This is a genomic window from Natronococcus jeotgali DSM 18795 (genome assembly GCF_000337695.1).
Taxonomy (GTDB): domain Archaea; phylum Halobacteriota; class Halobacteria; order Halobacteriales; family Natrialbaceae; genus Natronococcus; species Natronococcus jeotgali.
The window spans coordinates 57,169-76,066 of record NZ_AOIA01000023.1 but is presented as its reverse complement, the minus strand read 5'-3'; the positions used below and the strand labels follow the sequence as shown (position 1 = coordinate 76,066).

19 protein-coding genes and 1 pseudogene are annotated in these 18,898 nt (G+C 68.6%); 11 read left to right on the top strand and 9 right to left on the bottom strand.

Annotated elements, in window-relative coordinates; translation table 11 throughout:
* The first annotated feature begins 122 nt into the window (after nucleotides 1–122).
* The 4 genes from C492_RS03115 to C492_RS03100 all read left to right on the top strand — a co-directional run bounded on the left by C492_RS03115 (nucleotide 123) and on the right by C492_RS03100 (nucleotide 3,858).
* A complete protein-coding gene (locus C492_RS03115) occupies nucleotides 123–308 on the top strand; it encodes an HVO_0416 family zinc finger protein (RefSeq protein ID WP_008420409.1) in 186 nt (61 codons plus the stop codon).
* Between the two features lie 98 nt (nucleotides 309–406).
* On the top strand, nucleotides 407–2,272 hold the full coding sequence (locus C492_RS03110) for a UvrD-helicase domain-containing protein (protein ID WP_008420408.1): 1,866 nt from the start codon (nucleotides 407–409) through the stop codon (nucleotides 2,270–2,272).
* Nucleotides 2,269–3,324, top strand: a complete 1,056-nt coding sequence (locus C492_RS03105) for a M24 family metallopeptidase (RefSeq protein WP_008420407.1) — start codon at nucleotides 2,269–2,271, stop codon at nucleotides 3,322–3,324. The genes C492_RS03110 and C492_RS03105 overlap by 4 nt, the downstream gene beginning before the upstream one ends.
* Before the next feature lie 84 nt (nucleotides 3,325–3,408).
* Nucleotides 3,409–3,858, top strand: coding sequence for a response regulator (locus C492_RS03100; RefSeq protein ID WP_008420405.1), 450 nt, complete (start codon nucleotides 3,409–3,411; stop codon nucleotides 3,856–3,858).
* Between the two features lie 50 nt (nucleotides 3,859–3,908).
* On the opposite strand, the gene C492_RS03095 is transcribed toward C492_RS03100, so the two are convergent.
* A complete protein-coding gene (locus tag C492_RS03095) occupies nucleotides 3,909–4,157 on the bottom strand; it encodes a DUF7533 family protein (RefSeq protein ID WP_008420404.1) in 249 nt (82 codons plus the stop codon).
* 112 nt (nucleotides 4,158–4,269) lie between these two features.
* Here C492_RS03095 and C492_RS03090 point away from each other — a divergent pair, with 112 nt between their 5' ends.
* Complete coding sequence (locus C492_RS03090) at nucleotides 4,270–4,893, top strand: riboflavin synthase (RefSeq protein WP_008420403.1); 624 nt, start codon at nucleotides 4,270–4,272, stop codon at nucleotides 4,891–4,893.
* A 9-nt stretch (nucleotides 4,894–4,902) separates the two neighbouring features.
* On the opposite strand, the gene C492_RS03085 is transcribed toward C492_RS03090, so the two are convergent.
* Entirely contained in the window at nucleotides 4,903–5,916 is a 1,014-nt protein-coding gene (locus C492_RS03085) for a PrsW family intramembrane metalloprotease (RefSeq protein WP_008420402.1), read from the bottom strand.
* A gap of 132 nt (nucleotides 5,917–6,048) precedes the next feature.
* Here C492_RS03085 and C492_RS24095 point away from each other — a divergent pair, with 132 nt between their 5' ends.
* From C492_RS24095 to C492_RS03075, 3 genes are all read left to right on the top strand, one after another.
* On the top strand, nucleotides 6,049–6,204 hold the full coding sequence (locus C492_RS24095; protein ID WP_160166960.1) for a hypothetical protein: 156 nt from the start codon (nucleotides 6,049–6,051) through the stop codon (nucleotides 6,202–6,204).
* Nucleotides 6,205–6,257: 53 nt separating this feature from the next.
* Nucleotides 6,258–6,635, top strand: coding sequence for a DUF7532 family protein (locus C492_RS03080; protein WP_008420401.1), 378 nt, complete (start codon nucleotides 6,258–6,260; stop codon nucleotides 6,633–6,635).
* A 76-nt stretch (nucleotides 6,636–6,711) separates the two neighbouring features.
* Nucleotides 6,712–8,136, top strand: coding sequence for a DUF402 domain-containing protein (locus C492_RS03075; RefSeq protein ID WP_008420400.1), 1,425 nt, complete (start codon nucleotides 6,712–6,714; stop codon nucleotides 8,134–8,136).
* A gap of 3 nt (nucleotides 8,137–8,139) precedes the next feature.
* Here C492_RS03075 and C492_RS03070 read toward each other — a convergent pair whose 3' ends face one another.
* On the bottom strand, nucleotides 8,140–9,126 hold the full coding sequence (locus C492_RS03070; RefSeq protein WP_008420399.1) for a bile acid:sodium symporter family protein: 987 nt from the start codon (nucleotides 9,124–9,126) through the stop codon (nucleotides 8,140–8,142).
* 191 nt (nucleotides 9,127–9,317) lie between these two features.
* Here C492_RS03070 and C492_RS03065 point away from each other — a divergent pair, with 191 nt between their 5' ends.
* The gene (locus C492_RS03065) at nucleotides 9,318–10,217 is read left to right on the top strand and encodes an acyltransferase (RefSeq protein ID WP_008420398.1); all 900 of its coding nucleotides are present in this window, start codon (nucleotides 9,318–9,320) and stop codon (nucleotides 10,215–10,217) included.
* Between the two features lie 125 nt (nucleotides 10,218–10,342).
* Nucleotides 10,343–10,657 carry a DUF7577 domain-containing protein gene (locus tag C492_RS03060; protein WP_008420397.1) on the top strand — a complete coding sequence of 105 codons (315 nt, stop codon included), beginning with the start codon at nucleotides 10,343–10,345 and terminating at the stop codon, nucleotides 10,655–10,657.
* A 59-nt stretch (nucleotides 10,658–10,716) separates the two neighbouring features.
* On the opposite strand, the gene C492_RS03055 is transcribed toward C492_RS03060, so the two are convergent.
* The 4 genes and pseudogenes from C492_RS03055 to argS form a co-directional block, all read right to left on the bottom strand.
* A complete protein-coding gene (locus tag C492_RS03055) occupies nucleotides 10,717–11,586 on the bottom strand; it encodes a universal stress protein (protein ID WP_008420396.1) in 870 nt (289 codons plus the stop codon).
* A 31-nt stretch (nucleotides 11,587–11,617) separates the two neighbouring features.
* A complete protein-coding gene (locus C492_RS03050) occupies nucleotides 11,618–12,925 on the bottom strand; it encodes a hypothetical protein (protein WP_008420395.1) in 1,308 nt (435 codons plus the stop codon).
* Between the two features lie 98 nt (nucleotides 12,926–13,023).
* Nucleotides 13,024–14,283, bottom strand: coding sequence for a peptide chain release factor aRF-1 (gene prf1, locus C492_RS03045; protein WP_008420394.1), 1,260 nt, complete (start codon nucleotides 14,281–14,283; stop codon nucleotides 13,024–13,026).
* Nucleotides 14,284–14,389: 106 nt separating this feature from the next.
* A pseudogene (argS, locus tag C492_RS03040) lies at nucleotides 14,390–16,220 on the bottom strand (arginine--tRNA ligase).
* A gap of 143 nt (nucleotides 16,221–16,363) precedes the next feature.
* Between argS and C492_RS03035 the strand changes: the two are divergent.
* On the top strand, nucleotides 16,364–16,624 hold the full coding sequence (locus C492_RS03035) for a hypothetical protein (protein WP_008420392.1): 261 nt from the start codon (nucleotides 16,364–16,366) through the stop codon (nucleotides 16,622–16,624).
* Nucleotides 16,625–16,670: 46 nt separating this feature from the next.
* Here the strand turns inward: C492_RS03035 and C492_RS03030 are convergent, their stop codons facing one another.
* Entirely contained in the window at nucleotides 16,671–17,816 is a 1,146-nt protein-coding gene (locus C492_RS03030) for a pyridoxal-phosphate dependent enzyme (RefSeq protein WP_008420391.1), read from the bottom strand.
* Nucleotides 17,816–18,775 carry a succinylglutamate desuccinylase/aspartoacylase family protein gene (locus tag C492_RS03025; RefSeq protein WP_008420390.1) on the bottom strand — a complete coding sequence of 320 codons (960 nt, stop codon included), beginning with the start codon at nucleotides 18,773–18,775 and terminating at the stop codon, nucleotides 17,816–17,818. Before C492_RS03025 ends, C492_RS03030 begins: the two co-directional genes overlap by 1 nt.
* Nucleotides 18,776–18,898: the final 123 nt, after the last annotated feature.

The following is an 18,898-nucleotide window of genomic DNA, read 5'->3' as shown; positions in this document are numbered from 1 at the left end:
CGCCATCAGAGATGTGTATAAGAGACAGGGAAAAGTTCGCGGGTCGTTGCCCGCTCCGGGGGTTCCGGCAGATTCCCGGACGAACCATGGCCTTTAATACCACGGTTCACTATATCACGGGTATGGCAACCTCACCCAATGGTGCCGGTGACGATGTCTTCGACGAATTCCTCTCGGACCGCGGTCACACGGTAGAGCGAGCAGGGTGGGAGCAGGAGTATAACAAAAAGCAGTGTCCGGACTGCGGCGGACTCCACGAGGAGTCGGCCACCGACTGTACCGTTTGCGGGTGGACGCCGGCCCGGTAGTCGGGCGGGCGAACCCGAGCCGATGATCTTCGGCTCGACGGCGGTTTCTCGGGCCTAACCCGCGTCACTTATGGGTATTGCGACCTTGAACAGCTACAATGGCTACTACGGAGACGAAGGTCACCCGGTTGTTCGGTGGGCCGGGGAGCGGGAAGACGACCGCGCTGCTCGATCACGTCGAGGAGATCCTCGAGCAGGACGGGGTGACGTTCCGGGATATTCTCGTCGTCTCGTACACGCGAGCGGCCGCCCAGGAGGTTCGGGAACGGCTGGCCGAGCGACTCGGCGAGAGCCCGCGCGCGCTGCAGGGCAACGTCTGTACGATGCACGCGAAGGCCTACGAGCTGCTGGATCTCTCCCGGAGCGATGTCATCGGCGAATCCGACAAGGAGGAGTTCTGCGACGAGTACGGCATCGAGTACGAGGACGAGTACTCGGGTGCGGGCCGTCGCACCGCCCGCTCGACGACGATCGGGAACAAGGTCATCGCCACCAGCCAGTGGCTCCAGCGGACCAGCCGCGAGGTCTCCGACTGGTACGACGTCCCCTTCCAGTGGGACGACGAGGAGGTTCGGCTGCCGCCCGAAATCGACGACCGCGCCCAGGAGGGCAACAAGTACACGCCGACCTGGCCCTCCGACGACGACCGGATCGACGTCCCCGAGGCGATCCGGGGCTGGCGCAACTACAAGGGCGAGCAGGGGAAGATCGGCTTCGCCGATATGCTCGAGCGCGTCAAGCAGCGCTCGCTGCTTCCAAGCGTCGACTACCTGGTGATCGACGAGTTCCAGGACATCACCACGCTCCAGTACGACGTTTACGACGAGTGGAAACCCCACATGGAGCAGGTCCTGATCGCCGGCGACGACGACCAGGTCGTCTACTCCTGGCAGGGCGCCGACCCCGCCCTGTTGCTCGAGGAGGAGGTCGACGAGGACGTCATCCTGCCCAACTCCTACCGGCTGCCCTCGAACGTCCTCAACGCGGTGAACAAGGAAATCCGCCACATCGAGAAGCGCCAGGACAAGGACCTCAAACCCCGCAAGGAGGGCGGTTCGGTCGAGGCCCGTGCGAACGCATCGATGCTCGATCTCGTCCGGATGGTCCGGCGCACCCTCGTCGAGGACGACGGGACGATCATGCTGCTGTTTCGCGCCCGGTACCAGATGTTCCAGTTCATCGACGAGTTCATCACCGAGGGCGTGCCGTTTCGCTCGCTGACCGACCAGCGAATGTGGACCGACCGGCTCACCCAGTACGTCCGGGCCGTCGAGGCGATCGACGACGGCGAGGACGTCACCGGGCTCCAGGCCCGACGGCTCGCCGACATGCTTCAGGATTCGGCGTTCGGAACCAACGAGCGCGACGGACTCTTCGACGAGATCGACGAGCGCCAGGAGGAAGCCGGCGTCGAGGACCTCGAGGACCTCACCGTCCCCGCCGACGTGATCGAGGATCACGCCCCGTTCATGCCCGGGCCCGCCTCCGCGGGTGATATGGTCCGGAAGGTGACGAACTTCCAGAAGAAGAGCATCCGCTCGTACTTCAACATCGGCGAGTACCAGGGGATGGACACCGATCGGGTTCGCGTCGGCACCATCCACTCCGCGAAGGGCCGCGAAGCCGACCACGTCTTCGTCGCGACCGACCTCACCGAGAAGGTCGTCGAGCAGATGGTCGCGACCGTCGACGACCCCGCCGACGTCCCCGGCTGCGAGGAGTTCACCAAGACGACTTCCCCGGTCCCCGTGCTGACCGACAACGAACGGCGGGTCTTCTACGTCGGGATGTCGCGGGCCCGCGAGCGACTGTTCATCCTCGAGAACCTCGTCGACGGCGCGCCGACGCTACCGATCGACGTCCTGCTCACCAACCAGCTGACCGACCTGACCCTCGAGGAGCTGCTCGAGCAGGCCCAGGCGCCCGACGGCGAGGCCGACGAACTCGAAGCCGAAGCGCCGTGACCGGCGACTCGCCCCTCGAGGCCGCCCTGGTCGACGCCCTCGAGCGCGAGGACGCGACCGCGTTCGTCCACGCCGGCCCCGCTCGCGACCCGGCGATCCGGTACTGTCGACCCGAACTCGAGCGGGATCCGGGCCGTCACGCCGTCGCCTTCGACGGCCGCGAGTGGCGGGTTCGCTCGGCGGCCGAACCCGGCGCCCGTCCGGCCGGCGAACTGGCCGAGGCCCTCGCCGCCGACGGGCTCTCCGGGACGGTGCTGACGCCGGCCCGACTCCCCCACGACGCCGCGCTTTACCTCGAGGACGCCGGATTCTCGCTTTCCTCCACCGATGTCGTTTCCCGCGCGAGGGCGGCGAAGACCGACGCGGAGCGGTCCCGAATCGAGGACGCACAGGCGGCCGCGGGCGCGGGCCTCCGGCGGGGAGCTGCCGCGCTCGCGAGCGCCGAGGTCGTCGACGGCCGACTCCGCCTCGAGGCCGAGGACCTGACCGCGACGCGGCTCCGGATCGCGGTCGACGAGGGAATCGTCGCCGCGGGCGGGTTCCCCGACGGCGAGACGACGGTTTCGATTCCCGGCGACGACCTCGTTCGCCCGGGCGAACCGATCGTCCTCGAGGCCGCGCCGCGGGAGCCGTCGGGGTATCACGGCGCCCTCGGCCGAACCTTCGTTCGGGACGGCGAGGGCGGGAGCGAGCGCCGCGCGCACGTCGGCGTCACCCGCGCGTTCCGGTCGGCCGCGGCGATGCTCGTGGCCGACGCGCAGTCGGTGACCGCCGTCGAGGCCGACCTCGAGGCCGAGGTGCGGGCGTTCGGGTTCGAGGACGGGATTCGCACCCGCGTCGCCGGGGTCGGCCTCGAGCCCGTCGAGCGTCCGGATCGCGGCTCCCGGACGATCGACGAGGGGGCGGTCGTTCGACTCGAGGTCGGAGTCGCGCTCGAGGCCGGACGGATCCGACTGACGGAGCTGTTCGCGGTCGGCGACGGGAACGTCGACCGACTCGGATCGGTTCCGCGGTCGCTCGATCCGGAAGGAATCGACGGCGAGGAGAGCTAGTATATCTCGGTTGGGGTTGCACTTCCAACCGCACCCAACGTGTGTAGTGATCGGTCTTATTGGCGTGTCGGACGTTTCGTTCCCATGAGAACCGTGACCGCGCCCGAACCAACCGAGATCCTCCTCGTCGAGGACAATCCCGGCGACGTCGCGCTCGTGAACGATGCCTTCGATCAGGTCGCCGACGACGTGGGGATCCGCACCGTTACCGACGGGGCCGAGGCGATGAGCTTTCTCTCGGAGCGGCGCGGAACGGACGAGCTACCGGATCTGCTGTTGCTCGATCTCAACATTCCACACGTGGACGGGTTCGAGCTGCTCGAGTCGATCCAGGAAACTGCCGACCTGACGCAGATTCCGGTCATCGTCCTCACCTGCTCGGACGACGAGTACGACATCGCCGAGAGCTACGATCGGCGCGCGAACGCCTACCTCACGAAGCCCGACAGTCACGACGGATTCGTCTCGCTCGCGCAGGCGATCAACGAGTTCTGGATCAGAACCGCCAAGCTTCCGACGGCGGCGGCGATGTAGCGATCGACTGACCGAATCAGCCCCGATCTCGGACGCGGTTCGTCCGCCGGTTATCGGTCGTCGTTCTCGTCCCCATCGACGCGTACGGCCCCGACCACACGTTTCGCGGCGGCGGCGGGGACGTCGGAGGGGAGCGTGAACCGTCGCTGGACGATCACGAGCGCGATCGCCAGCCCGATCAGGACCGCGCCGACGGCGGTCTCTCCGCGCACCAGGAGCAACTCGAGCCCGGCGAGCGCGGCCGGCAACGCGAGGACGAGCACGCCCGCGAGCTCGATCGTATCGATGACGCCGCCCATCGGAGTCGGCTACGAAGCGTCCCCTCAAAAGTGCGGCGGCTGTCGCTCGTCACGGAACCGAGACGCATCCGCGTTTCGGAGCGGTTTTATCCGTCGGCTCGGACGTTCGGGTATGTTCACGGGAATCGTCGAGGAGACCGGGACGATCGCCGCCCGGAGCCGAACCGAGGACGGGCTCCGGCTTCGGATCGGCGCCGACGAGGTCGCGACCGGGCTCGAGCACGGCCAGAGCATAAGCGTCAGCGGGGTCTGTCTCACGGTCGAACGGTTCGAGGACGGGGAGTGGTTCGAGGTCTTTCTGGCGACCGAGACCGTCGAGCGGACCTACCTCGGCGAACTGACGGAGGGCGACGCGGTCAATCTCGAGCGCGCGATGCCGGCGGACGGTCGCTTCGACGGCCACGTCGTCCAGGGCCACGTCGACGCGGTCGCGACGGTTATGGGGATCGAACCGCTGGACGAGGACTGGGTCTTCGAGTTCGAGCTGCCGGCGGGGTACGAACGCTACGTCGTCGAGAAGGGCTCGATCACGCTCGACGGGATCAGCCTCACCGTCGCCGACCTCGCCGCCGCCGGCGACGAAACCGCCGAAACGGGACGGGTGACGGTCGCGATCATCCCGACGACCTACGAGCTGACGAGCCTCTCGGAGAAGGCCGTTGGCGACCCGGTCCACCTCGAGATCGACGTCCTCGCGAAGTACGTCGAACGGCTGCTCGAGGCCCGCTTCGAGTAGCCCGCGTCCTCACTCCGAGCGGCGGGGCGGATCGAACTCGGTCAGTTCGGCCGCGGGCGCCTCGTCGGCGTCGCCCCGAACGTCGCGGTACGTCCGCCGGTAGCGGGCGATCTTTCTGTAGAGGTAGTAGCCGACCGTCAGATCGAAGACGATTACGTAAGTCACGAACGCGAGCCCGAACCCGATCGGGTACAGCGAGGCGACGACGTCGGGAACGATCCCGACGGTGACGTTGTACGTGCCGTGGACGAACGCCGCGAGCAACAGCCCCTTCACGACGATCGGGCCGGCGTGCTCGCGGTTGAACTTCGCCAGCCCGAGGTAGTAGCCCGCGATCGCCGAGTAGATGACGTGGCCGGGGCCGACCAGGGCCCGCTGGGTCGCGATGCCGGTCGCGGCAGTGATCGTGCCCATCTGGGCCTCCGCGACGGTGCCCGTGATGTAGATCGTGTTCTCGATGGCGGCGAAGCCGAGGCCGGCGATCGCCCCGTAGACGGCGCCGTCGATGACGGCGTCGAACGTGGTGCTTCGAAAGGCGAAGACCCGAACCGCGAGGAGCTTGACCGTCTCCTCGACGGGGCCGACGATCAGGTAGAAAAAGAGGATCGTCCCGATCCCCCCGAGCAGCTGGAAGTAGGGCCTGGCGACGGAGTTGACGACGGCCGCGAACGTCGCGAACAGGATCGCGAGGACGAACGTCGCCACGAGCAACCCGAGAGGTTCGTTCGTCGTGATATCGGAGTACCAGATAAACGCCGCGAGCAGGGCCGCCGGCACCACCGAGAGCCCGAAGAACAGGGCCAGCCACGGATCCTCGAGCACGAGCACGCTCGGCTGGACGAGCAGGAAGGCCGTGATCGCGAGCGTGACCCCGATGACGATCGCGCGAAACCCGTACGCGATCCCGTTGTACGTCGCGACCGAGAACCGATCGAGCGCGTTTCGCGGCTCCCAGGTCGAGACGTCCTGGAGGTCCGTCGACTCGTCGCTGGCCCGTTCGATCGGGTCTCGCCGTCGTTTCATGCGGAGGCGTACTCCACCCGTCCCGGTAATAGTTCGGCACGTATCGGAACGTCATGAACTAGTATGATATCATTTCTCATGATGGGTATTAGGATCGGACTTATGTGTGCGCGATAGCGAGAACGGGCCACGATGTACAACGCGAGTCGCGGCATCCACTACACCGCCCCGCCGGGTCCCGAATCGGAGACCGACGAAACCGCCGAGGACGCGACCGAACCGACGACGACCGCCAGCGCCGACGACGCCGCGAGCGCGTCCGAAACCGGACTCGCAGCCGACGACTGACCGAGCGCGGCCGGAACCGAACGCACAAAGGGCGGCCCTGCCAACGCACGGATATGCACTTCGATCAGCGAACGCAGCGGGCGCTTCGCGAGGTCGGCCTCGAGACCGACGAGCTTCGGGCCGCCTCCGAGGCCGTCGTCGCGGCCGTCGAGGAGGACGCCGACGCGCTCGAGGCCTTCTTCGACGCTCACGACGCGGTGTACTCCGATATGGAGATGGCTCACTCGAGCGCCGACTACCCCGAGCACACGGTCGACTCGCTGGACCTGACGACTCACGCCGACGAGATGCGCGGCTGGCTGCGGTTCGATACGTGGGGCGTCTACGTCGAGGACGGCCGCGTCCTCTCGGACGGCTCGGTCGAGTTGACGCTCGGGCCGACGATCCACGACCGGGTCCGGTTCGCGCCCGACCGCGAGACGCTGCGGTGATCGCCGTGTCGGCGATCGCTCCACCGATCGCGCGTTCCGAGGAGCGCGACCCCTCGCCGCCGACGGAGGGTCGACGATGACGACCGCGCGCGTTCGGGGTATCTACGCGACGGCGCTGACGCAACTGCTGAACGGCGACGGCCTCGAGGTCGTCCAGGCCTCCGAGCCGATCCGCGAACGGTTCGAGGACTCCTTTGGAGCCGCGCCCGCGGACGTCTCGCTGGAAACCACCCGCGACCGACAGGGCGTCGAGGTCTCGGGCGATCCCGACGATGTCGCGACCGTCGCCCCGCGGCTCGCGGAGCTGGCGATCGACGCGTTCCGCTGGGACGACGACGTCCCCCGCGGCGCCGTCTTCGACGCCGAGGTCCGCGAGGCCGACGGCAGGGGCGGCGCCGTCGTCGATCTGGGCGACGGTCGTCGGGGCTACCTCGCGTACGACGACGCCGACGACTACGTCGACGCGGGCGACCGCTACCGCGTGCAGGTGCGCGAGCCGACCCCGCCCTGGGACGACGACCACCCGCGGGTCGCGCCCGCGCTCGAGGCCGCGGGCGGGCTCTGTACGCTCTCGCGAGCCCGCAGCGGTGTCTCGGCGAGCCTGTCCGGCGAGCGAGCCGAGGAGCTAGTCGGGATGACCGACCTCCTCTCGGTCGAGATCCCCGAGGGATGGGGGGTGCGCTGGCACCGCCCGGCCGCCGACGCGGACCTCGAGGCGATGGGCACCGCCCTCGAGGACGCGGTCGTCCGGGCCCGCGAGCTCGAGGTGGCGCTCGCCGACGCCCCCGACAGCCCGGGCGAGCCGGGTCGGCTGGCGGTCCCCGAGCGGACCGTCTGGCTCTGGTTCGGCCGGGAGTCCCGCTTCGCGCTCGACGACCGCCGCCGCGCGGTCGAGTCGACGATGCCGGGTCATCACCGGACCAAGGCCGCCGACCGGGCCGCGAGCGCCGCCGTCGACTTCGCCGAGGCAGTCTGCGGCGCGGACGGGTTCGACGGCGAGTTCCCCTTCGACGCGGTCTCCCGGCAGTTCGGCCCCCTCGAGGGCGACCGCCTCGAGATCGGCCACGGCAAGCCCGACGGCCGCCTGCTCTCGCTTGGCTCCGGCGAGGTCACCGACCGCGACCCCGCGGGGACGATCACCCTCGAGCGCTCGATGCGCGGGGGCGGCACCTACGACGCGCTCGGCGTTCCCAAGGAAGCGGGCGACGTCGCGGTGACGAAGTTCCGCGAGGGGCGGTGGTGGTACCCGACGACCTACCGGGACGACGAGGGGACGACGAAGGGGACCTACGTCAACGTCTGTACGCCCCTCGAGCTGTTTCCGGATAACGTGCGCTACGTCGACCTCTACGTCGACGTGATCCGCACCCCCGACGGCGCGGTCGAGATCGTCGACCGGGCGGAGCTCGAGGCGGCGATCGACGACGGCCTCGTCGCGGCGCCGCTGGGGGAGAAAGCTCTCGGCGTCGCCGAGGCCGTCGAGCGCGCGCTCTCGAACTGAGGCTCAGTCGTCGGCCGCCGTCGCCTCGTACCGACGGCCGCCGCCGTCGTCGACTCGCGTGAAAAGCGTCGCGAGGACGGAGCCGGAGACGTTGTGCCAGACGCTGAACAGCGCCGGGATCAGCGCGGCGACCGGATCGAAGAACGCGACCGCGAGGGCGACGGCGAGCCCACTGTTCTGGAGGCCGACCTCGAACGCGCAGGCCCGGGCCCGCGCCTCGGGCATCCCGGCGAGCCGGCCGACGCCGTAGCCGCCGGCCAGACCCAGTCCGTTGTGGACGACGACCGCGAGGAGGACGACCGCGCTCGCGGCGCGGATCTCGCCGACGTTGAGCGCGACGATCGCGGCGACGATCGCGGCGATCGTGAGCGCGCTGATCGCGGGAAACACCGAGACTCCGACCCGGGCGACCGACGGCGCACGCCGCTCGAGGGCGTACCGGAGCACCAGTCCCGCGACGACGGGAATCAGGACGATCAGGACGATCTGCCGGGCCATCTCGGCGAACGTGACGGTGATCGACTCCCCGGCGAGCGCGACGACCCACGCCGGCATCACGATCGGCGCCGCGACGGTCGTCACCGCCGTGATCGTCACCGAGAGCGCGACGTCCCCGCGGCCGAGATAGGTCATCACGTTCGAGGCGGTTCCGCCGGGTGCGGCCCCGACGAGGATCAGTCCGACCCCGATCTCTCGGGGCAGACCGAGCGCGGCGACGAGCGCGAAGGCGAGTACGGGCATCACCGTCCACTGGGCGGCCGCGCCGACGAGCACGTCCCGCGGCCGCGCGGCGATCCGCCGGAAGTCCTCGAGGGTCAGCGTCAGCCCCATTCCGAGCATGACGACACCCAGCAGCGGCGAAATGTAGTTCCCGATCGGAACGAACGCCGGCGGCGCGTACAGCGCGGCGGCCGAGCCGATCAGCACCCAGACGACGAAGTACTTGCTGGTGAACCGTCCGATCCGCTCGAGGAGCGCGATCGACGTCACGGGTCGGTCACCCGCCGCGCGGTCGCGAGGATCATACCGATCGTGGGACCGTCCCGTACAACAAGCTACCTATCGTCCCGCACGGCGCGTTCGCTCGAGCGACGTCGCCGCTGGCCGCCGGGTCGCGGGCTCGGTAGGGCGTTCGAGCCGACAACCGAACTCATATCACCTCGCGGGCAAAACGGGACGATATGACAAAGCGGGACGTCTCGCTTCCCGACGAGGCGGAAGCAGGAATGCGCGAGTTCATCGACGAGGTCGATCGGCGCCTCTCGAGCGAGGAGGACACCTGTTCGGTCGTCGAGGACGTGCTGATCGACCTCTCGGGAGACCGAGACGCCTACGAACGCTGGCAAAACGGCGAGTCGATGACCCCCGCCGAGCGGGTTCGTCTGCAGAGCTACGACCCGTGTAACACGACCCTCGAAAGCGAGTACTACGCCGAGAAGGACGAAGAACGGTTCCGCCACTCGAAGCACATCCAGTGGCTCTGGCGCCAGTTCGACAGCCTGCCGATCGCGGACAACGTCGAGTTCGCGCTTCGGTTTCGGCGGATGCTCGCCGACCACCTCTTCGAGGAGTGTGGCGAGAACTGTCGGTTCTTCAAGGGCGTGACGTTCACGTACGGCCACAACATCACGATCGGGGACAACACCGTCGTCCACGACGACGTCCACCTGGACGACCGCGGGAAGCTGACCATCGGCGACCGCGTCTCGATCTCCGACGGCGTTCACGTCTACAGCCACGACCACGACGTCGTCGACCAGACCGAGGTCCGCAACTACCACACGATCGTCGAGGACGACGTCAGGCTGACCTACGACTCGATGGTCCAGGCGGGCAACAGGGTCGGCGAGAACGCCATCGTCGGCGCCCGCGGAGTCGTCCAACACGACATCCCTGCACACCACATCGCCGTCGGCATGCCCGCCAAAAGCGTCAAGATCAAACCGGGCTGGGAGGACGTCGCGACGCCCATCGAGGAGGCCGGCGTCAACCGCCAGCAACAGCGCCACTTCGAGTACGACCTCCCCGAGGACCTCGAGGTCTTCGACGAGTTCCAGCGGGATCTCCGTCCGCCCCGGTAGCGGTCGGCCCCGCCGACTGCGCCGGGAACGGGGTGTCGGGAGCCGCCCTCGTTCAGCCGCGGGACACTGTCACGGAGCGATTGGGGAAGGAATATCCAAGTGTATTGAGACCGTATCACACGGCGATGGAGCTCTGGGGCTGGCTCGTCGGCTACGTGGCGCTGTTCGCCCTTCTTCATCTGGTACTGTACTACGCGTACGTCCGTCGCGAGGACGGGGACGGCGTGCGGTCCCCGTCGGTCGCCGACCCCGGCCCCAACCAGTCTCGATCCGGATCCTCGCCGGGGTCCGAACAGTACACGGGCGGGTCCGACGACGACGGCGATCCGGAACTCGAGTTCGACGGGGAGACGATACAGTGTCCCCACTGCGGCGCCAGAAACGACGCCGACCGGACGTTCACCTACTGCTGGAACTGCGTCTCCGCGCTCCGGCAGTAGGCCGCCTCGGCGGCCGACCGAACCGCCCTCGAGTCGGCGGTCACCGACGCCGCCCGTCGTCACGGGATCTCGCGAACCGCTCGGAAACGGCGCCGACCCGCTTGAGGACGCGGTCGAGCCGCGACTCGGTGCGGTGTTTGACGATGAGGGCGGGACACTCGGCCTCGCGGGCGACCGTGTCGGCGACCGAGCCGATCACCGGCGGGCGGACCAGCCCGGTTCCNGAGATGTGTATAAGAGACAGAGTCGGGGGCGTCGACGACCCGCTGCTCGACGGGAACGTCCGGGAGCTGCGCCGCGGTTCGGCGAACCTTCTCCCGTGCGGCGTCCGGATCGGCCATCGGTCCCTCGCCCGTCACGACCGAGAGGACGGTCACCGTCGCGCCGTTGGTCGCGGCGATGGCCGCGGCGACGTCGCTGGCGAGCCCGACGTGGGGGCCGCCGACGGTCGGCACCAGCACCCGTTCGACGCCGTCGGCGACCGTCCCCATCCGCTCGACCAGCACGTCGCAGGGCGGTCGCCGCAGGACGGGATCGACGGAGGTCCCGAGCACCGCGTCCGCGGCCGACGCTCGCTCGCGCCAGCCCATCAGCAGGGCGTCGGCGTCGACCTCGCGGACGACGTCCCGGATGGCCCCAGGCACGTCGCTGCCGACCCGGAGGTCGGTCGTGATCGGCACCTCCGAAACGCGCTCGGCGCGCTCGAGGAGTCGCGTGCTGTCCTCGGCGTACTCCGCGGAGATGTACTCGTCGGAAAACAGCAAGAACGGGGAGTTGACGGGCTTGTGTTCGATGGCGATCGCGTGAATCCGACCGTCGTGGCGGGCCGCCAGATCCGAGGCCGTCCGCAGCAACTGCTCGACGGCCCCGGGGTTCGCGAGCGCAACGACGATCGTGTACCGTTCCCCCGCCGTGTCATCCCCAGCCATACTATTCGTTCGCACGCAACAAGCAAAAGGTTCACCCGTCGATCCCCCGAACCGCAACGGTCCGTTCGGCTGCGTCGTCGGGGCTCTCGACCCGAATCGGAAAGACGTCGGTCTCGGCGACGGGGTAGGTCTCGTAGCCGAGGACGACCGTCTCGGTCGTCCCGAACGGAACCGTAACGGTGGTCGTATCGACCAGTTCCCGATCGGTCCCGACCAGCAGCTCGATCTCCTGGGTCGTGTCGCCGATAAACATCATCCCGCCTTCGTTCGTGACCTCGACGCGGACCGCGAGCCGATCGCCGCCCTCGAGGGGCTCGTTCGTCGCGACGATATCGACCCCGAACGGCGGTCGGATTTCGGGGCCGTCGACGGTGACGAGCTCGCTCGTTCGCCCGTCCTCGCAGACGACCCGGGCCATCGTCGGATACCCCGCGGCCGTCCAACCGGGTCCGGTCCGGGTGAGCGCCGTCTCCGCGCGCTCGCCCTCGAGCTCGTCGATCCCGACCACGGTGTGGTTCTGGCCCTCGATCCAGACAGCCCGGTCGAGCGCGCCCGCGTCGTCGCGCGCGACGAGGGTGGTCTCGACGGCGTCGTCGATCCCGACGGTGGCGTCCGCGCCGGGATCGCCGTCGAGCGATTCGATCGTCGGCCGTCCCCGACTCCGGGGATCGACCTCGAGGATCCACTCGTGACTCGCCGATCCCGACGCGGTCGGAACGGTGACGCCGATCTGGTGGGTGCCGACGGCCTCGGGCGCGGCGAGGTAGGCGCCCGTTCCGGTGACGTACGCGTAGTCGGTCGCCAGCGCGAGGTCGCCCGCGAGCGCGTCGTCGACGGCCCACTCGAGATCGCCGGGTTCGAGGCGACGCCCCGCCGCGACCTCGAAGAGCACCGCGGTGTCCGGCCGGACCGCGACGCGATCGTCCGCCGGCCTGATCGCCGCGCTCTCGCCGTCGTCGGTTCCGACCACGGTAACGAGGCGCTCGTCGCTGCCACCGCTCGTCTCGAGCCGGACGGGGAACGTCTGGGTGCGCGCGACGCGGGGCGTCTCGTACCCGAGCGTGATCGACGTCCGCTCGTCGGACTCGAACTCGACGGTCCGTTCCGCCACGCTCTCGGGATCGCGCCCGACGACGAGGCGAACGTCGACGGTCGTCGCTGCGGCGCTCTCGAGCGACCCCGTTACCTCGAGTCGATCGCCCGCCGCGACGGGCGCGGTCGTCTCCAGAATGCGAGGCTCGACGGCCGATTCCGAGCCGACCGCACCCGTCGTCGCGAGCACCGCTCCGGCCGCAATCCCCGCGAGGACGCGGCGTCGTGGCTGTCTCCCCCGCCACATGATGGTCGATACCGACCCGCCGGAGCGATAAGCGGTCGTGACCGTTTCGCGAGCAATCGCGGGTTTCTCCCGGTGTAATCCCCGCCAAAAGAGCGACTCTAGACGCCGGTGCTGTACCGCAGAATGCCGGCGAACCCGCCGAAGGCGTTGTACAGCTGTTCGCCCTTCTCGAAGTCCGTCGAGATGAACTTCGTCTCGGTGCCGCGCTGCTCGGCGATCTCGATGAGGTGGTCGATGGCGTCCTCGCGATCCTCCTCGGTGGCCTCGACCTCGCTGCCGCAGTCGCTGCAGGTGTGATCGGGCGTCGACTTGCGCCGATCGATCACCTCGCGATCGGTGTTGCCACACTCCGGACAGTCGTAGATAACGACGTCCTTCCGGAGGTCCTCGCTGATCAGCAGACGGTCGACCGCGCCCATCATCAGGTTGCGCCGGGTCTGTTCGAACCCGTACGTGGCGAGTTCGCCCGCGTTGAGCTCCTCGAAGAACTCCTCCATCTGCTTTTTGTCCTTCATCACCTCGGCGTCGGCCAGGGCGTCCTCGGCGTTGTCCACGAGGTCTTTCAGGCCGGACTCGTCGGTGTAGGCGACGTCGAACTTGCCGATCACGTTGTCCTGGATCTCGTGGTGGAGGTAGTCGCCGTCGAGGAACTCGTCTTTGGTCGGCGAGGGGCCGCCGACGAGGATCCCGTCTAACTCGTGTCGTTTGGGCACGAACAGGTCGTTGGCCATCCCGGCGACCTCCTGGTAGAAGTTGTCGATCGCCTCGAGGCGCAGCCGGGCGAACCGCTGTGCGGACTGGCCCCCCTTCCGTTGCTTGCCCGGAACCAGCGAGGAGGCGGACTTGACGGCCTCGACGCGTTTGCCCTTCAGCCAGCCGACGTTGGCCTCGCGGCGATCGAGGACGATCAGCCCGTACAGGCCCTTGTCGGCCATCATCTCCTCGAGCGGTTCGATGAGGAAGTCGGAGTCGCAGTGGTAGCGGAACGACTCGACGGGCTGGGGCGGGCTCTCCAAGACCTTCGTGACCATCTCGGTCCGGCCGCCGCCGGAGTCGACGGCGCCCGAGAACAACACCATGCCGTTCTCCGGCGGATAGGTGTCGTAGTACCGCAGCCGATCCTTGATGCTGGTCAGCGCGTCCTGGACGGCCGTCCGGGTCTGCTTGGACTTGATGTTGGCCGCCTCGCTGTGTTCCTGCGTGACGTGTGCGACGACGTCGCTGATCTGGCGGTCCTCCGGAATGTAGATCGAGACGAGCTGCGTGCCGGAGCCGTCGAAGTCCTTGAGATCCTCGATGACCTTCCGGAACTCGTATTTCTTCCGGTCGGATTGCTCCTGTTCGGCCTCCTGGCTCATTGTCGGTACACAACGGAGCTGTGGCTAAGTATCCTTTGACACGCGCGACGCGTCTGTCGATGGGTCACGCGGCCCGCGAGCCGCCGAACCCGATCGATCGCGCCGTCTACATCGAGCGCGGCGCCTCGACGCCCAGGATCGAGAGGGCGTTCGCGACCGTGTGCTTCGAGGCCGCCACGAGCGCGAGGCGGGCCTCCCGGACCTCGGGATCGACGTCCTCGGCGAGGACTGGACACTCCCGGTAGAAGGCGTTGAACCGGTCGGCGAACTCGCGAGTGTAGGTGGCGATCTGGTGCGGTTCCAGGTCGTCTGCCGCCTCGTCGACGACCGCCGGGAACCGGGCGATCGTCTCGAGCAACTCCCGTTCCGCGGGGGTCTCGAGCAGGTCGGCGTCGGCCGCGGACTCGAGGTCGAGGTCCTGGTCGGCCAGCGCCGTCTTGGGATCGAGTCCAGCCTCCTCGAGGATGCCACAACAGCGCGCGTGGACGTACTGCACGTACGGGGCGGACTGGGCCTCGAAGTCAAGCGCCTGCTCCCACTCGAAGGTGATCGCCTTCGCGGGCTGTTTCGAGACGATGTCGTACCGGACCGCGCCGATGCCGACCTGGTGGGCGATGCGTTCGACGTCCTCGTCGTCGAGGTCGTCGTCGCGGATGCGGTCGTCGAGGCGGTCCTCGACCTCCTCGCGGGCGCGGTCGACGGCCTCGTCGAGCAGGTCGTCCAGATCCACGCCCGTACCCCGCCGGGTCGACATCTTCCCCTCCGGGAGGTTGACGTAGGAGTACAGTACCTGCCGGAGCGGGTCGGTGTCGTTACCGAGCAGCTCGAGGGTGGTCCGGAGCTGGCGGGCCTGGAGCTTGTGGTCCTCGCCCAGCACGGTTACCGCGCGATCGTAGTTGTCGAACTTCCACTCGTGGTGGGCCAGGTCCCGGGTGGGGTACAGCGAGGTGCCGTCGGCCCGCAGGAAGACGAGGTTCTTGTCGATCCCGTACTCGTCGAGCTCGAGCTGCCAGGCCTCGTTCTCGTAGACGGCTTCGTCGAGCTCCTTGAGCCGCGCGACGAGTTCGTCGGTGTCGCCGTTGCGCATGAACCGCGTCTCCTTGACGAACTCGTCGAACGCCGCGGGCAGGCGGGCCAGACACTCCGTCATCCCGCCCAGCACCTGATCGACGACCTNTGTGTATAAGAGACAGGCCCAGCACCTGATCGACGACCTCGCTGACCCGCTCGTAGGCCTCGTCGTCGCCTTCCTCGAGGCCCTGCATGATCGACTCGATCTCGGCCTCGGCGTCAGCGACCTCGTCCTCGGGAGCGTTCTCGAGGAAGGCGTTGCCCTTCCGGTAGTAGCGCACGAGGTCGTACTCCGGGCGGTCCCGTTCGGGCTCGCTCTCTAACTCCGACTCGTCGAACGTCTCGTAGGCCCAGGTGAAGACGGCCATCTGGCGGCCCGCGTCGTTGACGTAGTAGTGGCGGTCGACGTCGTAGCCGGCGTACTCGAGCAGGTTGGCGACGGCGTCGCCGATGATCGGGTTCCGCGCGCGCCCGACGTGGACCGGTCCCGTCGGGTTCGCGCTCGTGTGCTCGACGACGACGCTCTCCCCGCGGTCCTCAAGGGCGCCGTAGTCGGCCGCCGTCGCGCTCTCGAGGGTCGACTCGAGGTAGGCCTCGCTCGGCAGGAAGTTGAGGTACGGTCCCTGGGTCTGGATCGACTCGACGTACGTTAGCTCGTCGACGTCGATCTCTTCGGCGAGTTCGGCGGCGACCTGCGGCGGCGGGGCCCCGGCCTCGCCGGCCAGCCGGAAGGCCACGCTCGAGGCGAGGACGCTGTCGACGTCCTCGGGCGGTTCTTCGATCCCGAGATCGTCGGTCGGATAGTCGAGCGTCGAGAGCGCCGTCTCGAGGGCGCTCTCGACCTCCGCGCGTAGGGAGAGGAACATACCCGCCCGTATTCAGGGGGGAAGTAAAGGAATGTCGGGTTTCGTTCCGCCTCGGTTCGTCGGCCGACCGTCGGGCGATCTCCGCTCGAACCCGGAATGCGCCGGCAGCAGCGTCAACCGCGGCTGTGGCTTCCGGCGAGTGCATGACGACGCTAACCGAAGCCGACGAAGCCGAAACCGAGGAATCGAACGCCCTCGAGGAGACCCCGATGTCGTCCGGGGATCCCGTGTCGGTGATGGCCGCGCTGTCGGTCGCGTACTCGTGGTACCTGTTCTACCTCAAGGAGGACAAGGTCGCCGGCCTGTTCGTCGGCCTCTGGGCGCCGACGCTGCTGGGCGCCGCGGCGTACTTCCAGCAGAAGGAGCTGTACGCGAAGCTCGAGAAGGGTCTCACGTTCGCGTAACCCGGGTCGACTCGAGCGCGAAGAAATCGCGGAACTAACGCGATCCTCACTCGATTTTCAGTCCGCTGCCGGTTAGCGGGACGACGACGTCGGCGTCGCGAGCGAGGACGCCGCGCTCCCGGTACCGCTCCAGGGCCGCCGGCGCGACCGCGGAGGTCGGCTCGACGTAGAACCCGCCGCGGTGGAGCCGCCCGAGGGCGTCCTCGATCGTCGACGGCTCGAGGGCGAGGACGTCGCCGTCGGTCCGCTCGATCGCCTCGCGGATCTCCTCGAGGCGGACGGGCTCGGCGATCCGGATCCCGTCGGCGACGGACGGTTCGTCGGGGTCGGTCGCGGTCCCGTCGCCGACGGCGTCGGCGATCGGCGCACAGCCCGCCTCCTGGCCGCCGAGCAGCCGCGGAATCTCGTCGATGACGCCGCCCTCGTACAGCAACGAAAAGCCCCGGTAGGCGCCCAGAAACAGGGTGCCGTGGCCGACGGGGAGCACGACGGCGTCGGGCGCCGTCCAGCCGCGCTGGGCCGCGATCTCGAAGGCGAAGGTCATCGTCCCCGCGTAGAAGGCGGGGTTCCAGGCGTGGCTGGCGTACCAGCCCGCGCCGGGCTGGCGGGTGGCGGGGTTCGCTTCGGCGTCGCCGGGATCGTCCTCGGCTCCCTCGACGGCCTCGATACAGGCGTCGGTGACGGCCTGCCGACTCCCCTCGACGCGAACCGGTCGGGCACCCGTTCGCTCGATCGCCCCCAGCTTCGCGGACTTGACGTCTGCGGGGACGTAGATCTCCGCGTCGATCCCCGCCCGGGCCGCGTACGTCGCGACCGCGGCGCCGGCGTTGCCCGAGGAGTCCTCGAGCACCCGGTCGACGCCGAGTTCGGCCGCCCGGGAGAGGGTCGTCGTCGCGCCCCGATCCTTGAACGAGCCCGTCGGGAAGACGTACTCGAGTTTGAAGGCGGCGTCCCACCCAGGGGCGTCGACCAGCGGGGTAAAGCCCTCGCCGAGGGTGACCCGCTCCTCGAGGGGGAGCCACGGCTCGAAGTTCCAGAGCCCGCGACCGGGCTCGAGTTCGAGCGCGCTCGGGTCCTCGGGGAGCGGGCGGTCGGCGAACTCGAGGGGGGCGCCACAGGCACAGCGCCACGGCTCGTCGGGGCCGGCCGCGTAGACGGTTCCGCAGTCGGGGCAGGTGAGATCGGCACTCATCAGTACTCGTCGATGTCCGTCGCGACCGAACAGACGTACTCCCCGGTCGCGACCTGCGGAAGCCGACGGATCCGCCAGAGGATCCCGTCGCTGTCGGCGGTCACCGTCTGCTTGGGCTCGCCAAAGGGTGTCGTCACGGTAAACAGCGTGTCGCCGGCGCGTACGCGGTCGCCGAGCTCCGGCTCGAGGTCGACGAGCCCGCCGGCGGGCGCGCCGAACTGTTCGAACCCCTTCGCGCGGGTCTGGGGGGCGGGATCGCGCTCGCCCTCGAGGAAGCCGTAGTACCGCAAGACGTTGAACACGCCCTCGACGCCCTTCCGGACGCTGCTCTCGTCCAAGCCGACGGCGCCGCCGAGCTCGGGGTCGACGGTCGGGATCCCCTCGTCGGGCGCCGCGCGGGCGAGCTGGCCCTCGGGGCCTTTCTGGTCGAGAATGTAGCCGCAGCCGAAGACCTTCGCCAGCTCGAGACACTCGCCGTGGAGCCGGTGGCGGGTGCCACAGCGAACCCGGACCTCGTCGATCATTCGGCTGGTCGACCCCTGGTGGAGATCCAGGATGAGGTCGGCGCGAGTGGCCGCCTCGAAGGTCGCGGCCGCGATCCGCTCGCTCGAGGTTCCCGCGGCGTTGCCCGGGTACGCCCGGTTCATCTTCGTGTCGTCGATCGGGTTGCGGTGCTCGGCCACCTGGAAGGCGTGGTAGTTGACGATGCCGACGATCAGGATCGTGCCGCTGAGTTCGGTCGGATCGAGCTGCGGGACGACACGTCGAACGACGCCGACGCCGTGGAGTTCGTCGCCGTCGCTTACCGCCTGCATGTAGAGGGTCTTGCCCGACTTCGCGCCGTTTACCACGGCGACGGGGAGCCCGAACGGGCTCCCGTCTCGAGTCTCGCCGACCTCGAGACGGCCCGTGTCGATCTCGCCGGGGTCCGCGCTCGCCGTTCCGAGCGTCGTTGTCATGTGTTCTGAGGTTGAACCCGTCAGCCTTTATTGATTCGGTTAGATCCCGCCAGGAGCGGGCGGATCGCCCTCGAGCCGACGGCTCGCGAAGGCGGGGGATCGGCAGCCGCCGTGGAAGCTTTT

What these genes read in the sequence shown, in the direction of transcription:
- C492_RS03115 (WP_008420409.1), top strand. Translation starts at nt 123, where the DNA reads ATGGCAACCTCACCCAATGGTGCCGGTGACGATGTCTTCGACGAATTC.
- C492_RS03110 (WP_008420408.1), top strand. Translation starts at nt 407, where the DNA reads ATGGCTACTACGGAGACGAAGGTCACCCGGTTGTTCGGTGGGCCGGGG.
- C492_RS03100 (WP_008420405.1), top strand. Translation starts at nt 3,409, where the DNA reads ATGAGAACCGTGACCGCGCCCGAACCAACCGAGATCCTCCTCGTCGAG.
- C492_RS03095 (WP_008420404.1), bottom strand. Translation starts at nt 4,157, where the DNA reads ATGGGCGGCGTCATCGATACGATCGAGCTCGCGGGCGTGCTCGTCCTC.
- C492_RS03090 (WP_008420403.1), top strand. Translation starts at nt 4,270, where the DNA reads ATGTTCACGGGAATCGTCGAGGAGACCGGGACGATCGCCGCCCGGAGC.
- C492_RS03085 (WP_008420402.1), bottom strand. Translation starts at nt 5,916, where the DNA reads ATGAAACGACGGCGAGACCCGATCGAACGGGCCAGCGACGAGTCGACG.
- C492_RS24095 (WP_160166960.1), top strand. Translation starts at nt 6,049, where the DNA reads ATGTACAACGCGAGTCGCGGCATCCACTACACCGCCCCGCCGGGTCCC.
- C492_RS03080 (WP_008420401.1), top strand. Translation starts at nt 6,258, where the DNA reads ATGCACTTCGATCAGCGAACGCAGCGGGCGCTTCGCGAGGTCGGCCTC.
- C492_RS03075 (WP_008420400.1), top strand. Translation starts at nt 6,712, where the DNA reads ATGACGACCGCGCGCGTTCGGGGTATCTACGCGACGGCGCTGACGCAA.
- C492_RS03065 (WP_008420398.1), top strand. Translation starts at nt 9,318, where the DNA reads ATGACAAAGCGGGACGTCTCGCTTCCCGACGAGGCGGAAGCAGGAATG.
- C492_RS03060 (WP_008420397.1), top strand. Translation starts at nt 10,343, where the DNA reads ATGGAGCTCTGGGGCTGGCTCGTCGGCTACGTGGCGCTGTTCGCCCTT.
- C492_RS03050 (WP_008420395.1), bottom strand. Translation starts at nt 12,925, where the DNA reads ATGTGGCGGGGGAGACAGCCACGACGCCGCGTCCTCGCGGGGATTGCG.
- prf1 (WP_008420394.1), bottom strand. Translation starts at nt 14,283, where the DNA reads ATGAGCCAGGAGGCCGAACAGGAGCAATCCGACCGGAAGAAATACGAG.
- C492_RS03035 (WP_008420392.1), top strand. Translation starts at nt 16,364, where the DNA reads ATGACGACGCTAACCGAAGCCGACGAAGCCGAAACCGAGGAATCGAAC.
- C492_RS03030 (WP_008420391.1), bottom strand. Translation starts at nt 17,816, where the DNA reads ATGAGTGCCGATCTCACCTGCCCCGACTGCGGAACCGTCTACGCGGCC.
- C492_RS03025 (WP_008420390.1), bottom strand. Translation starts at nt 18,775, where the DNA reads ATGACAACGACGCTCGGAACGGCGAGCGCGGACCCCGGCGAGATCGAC.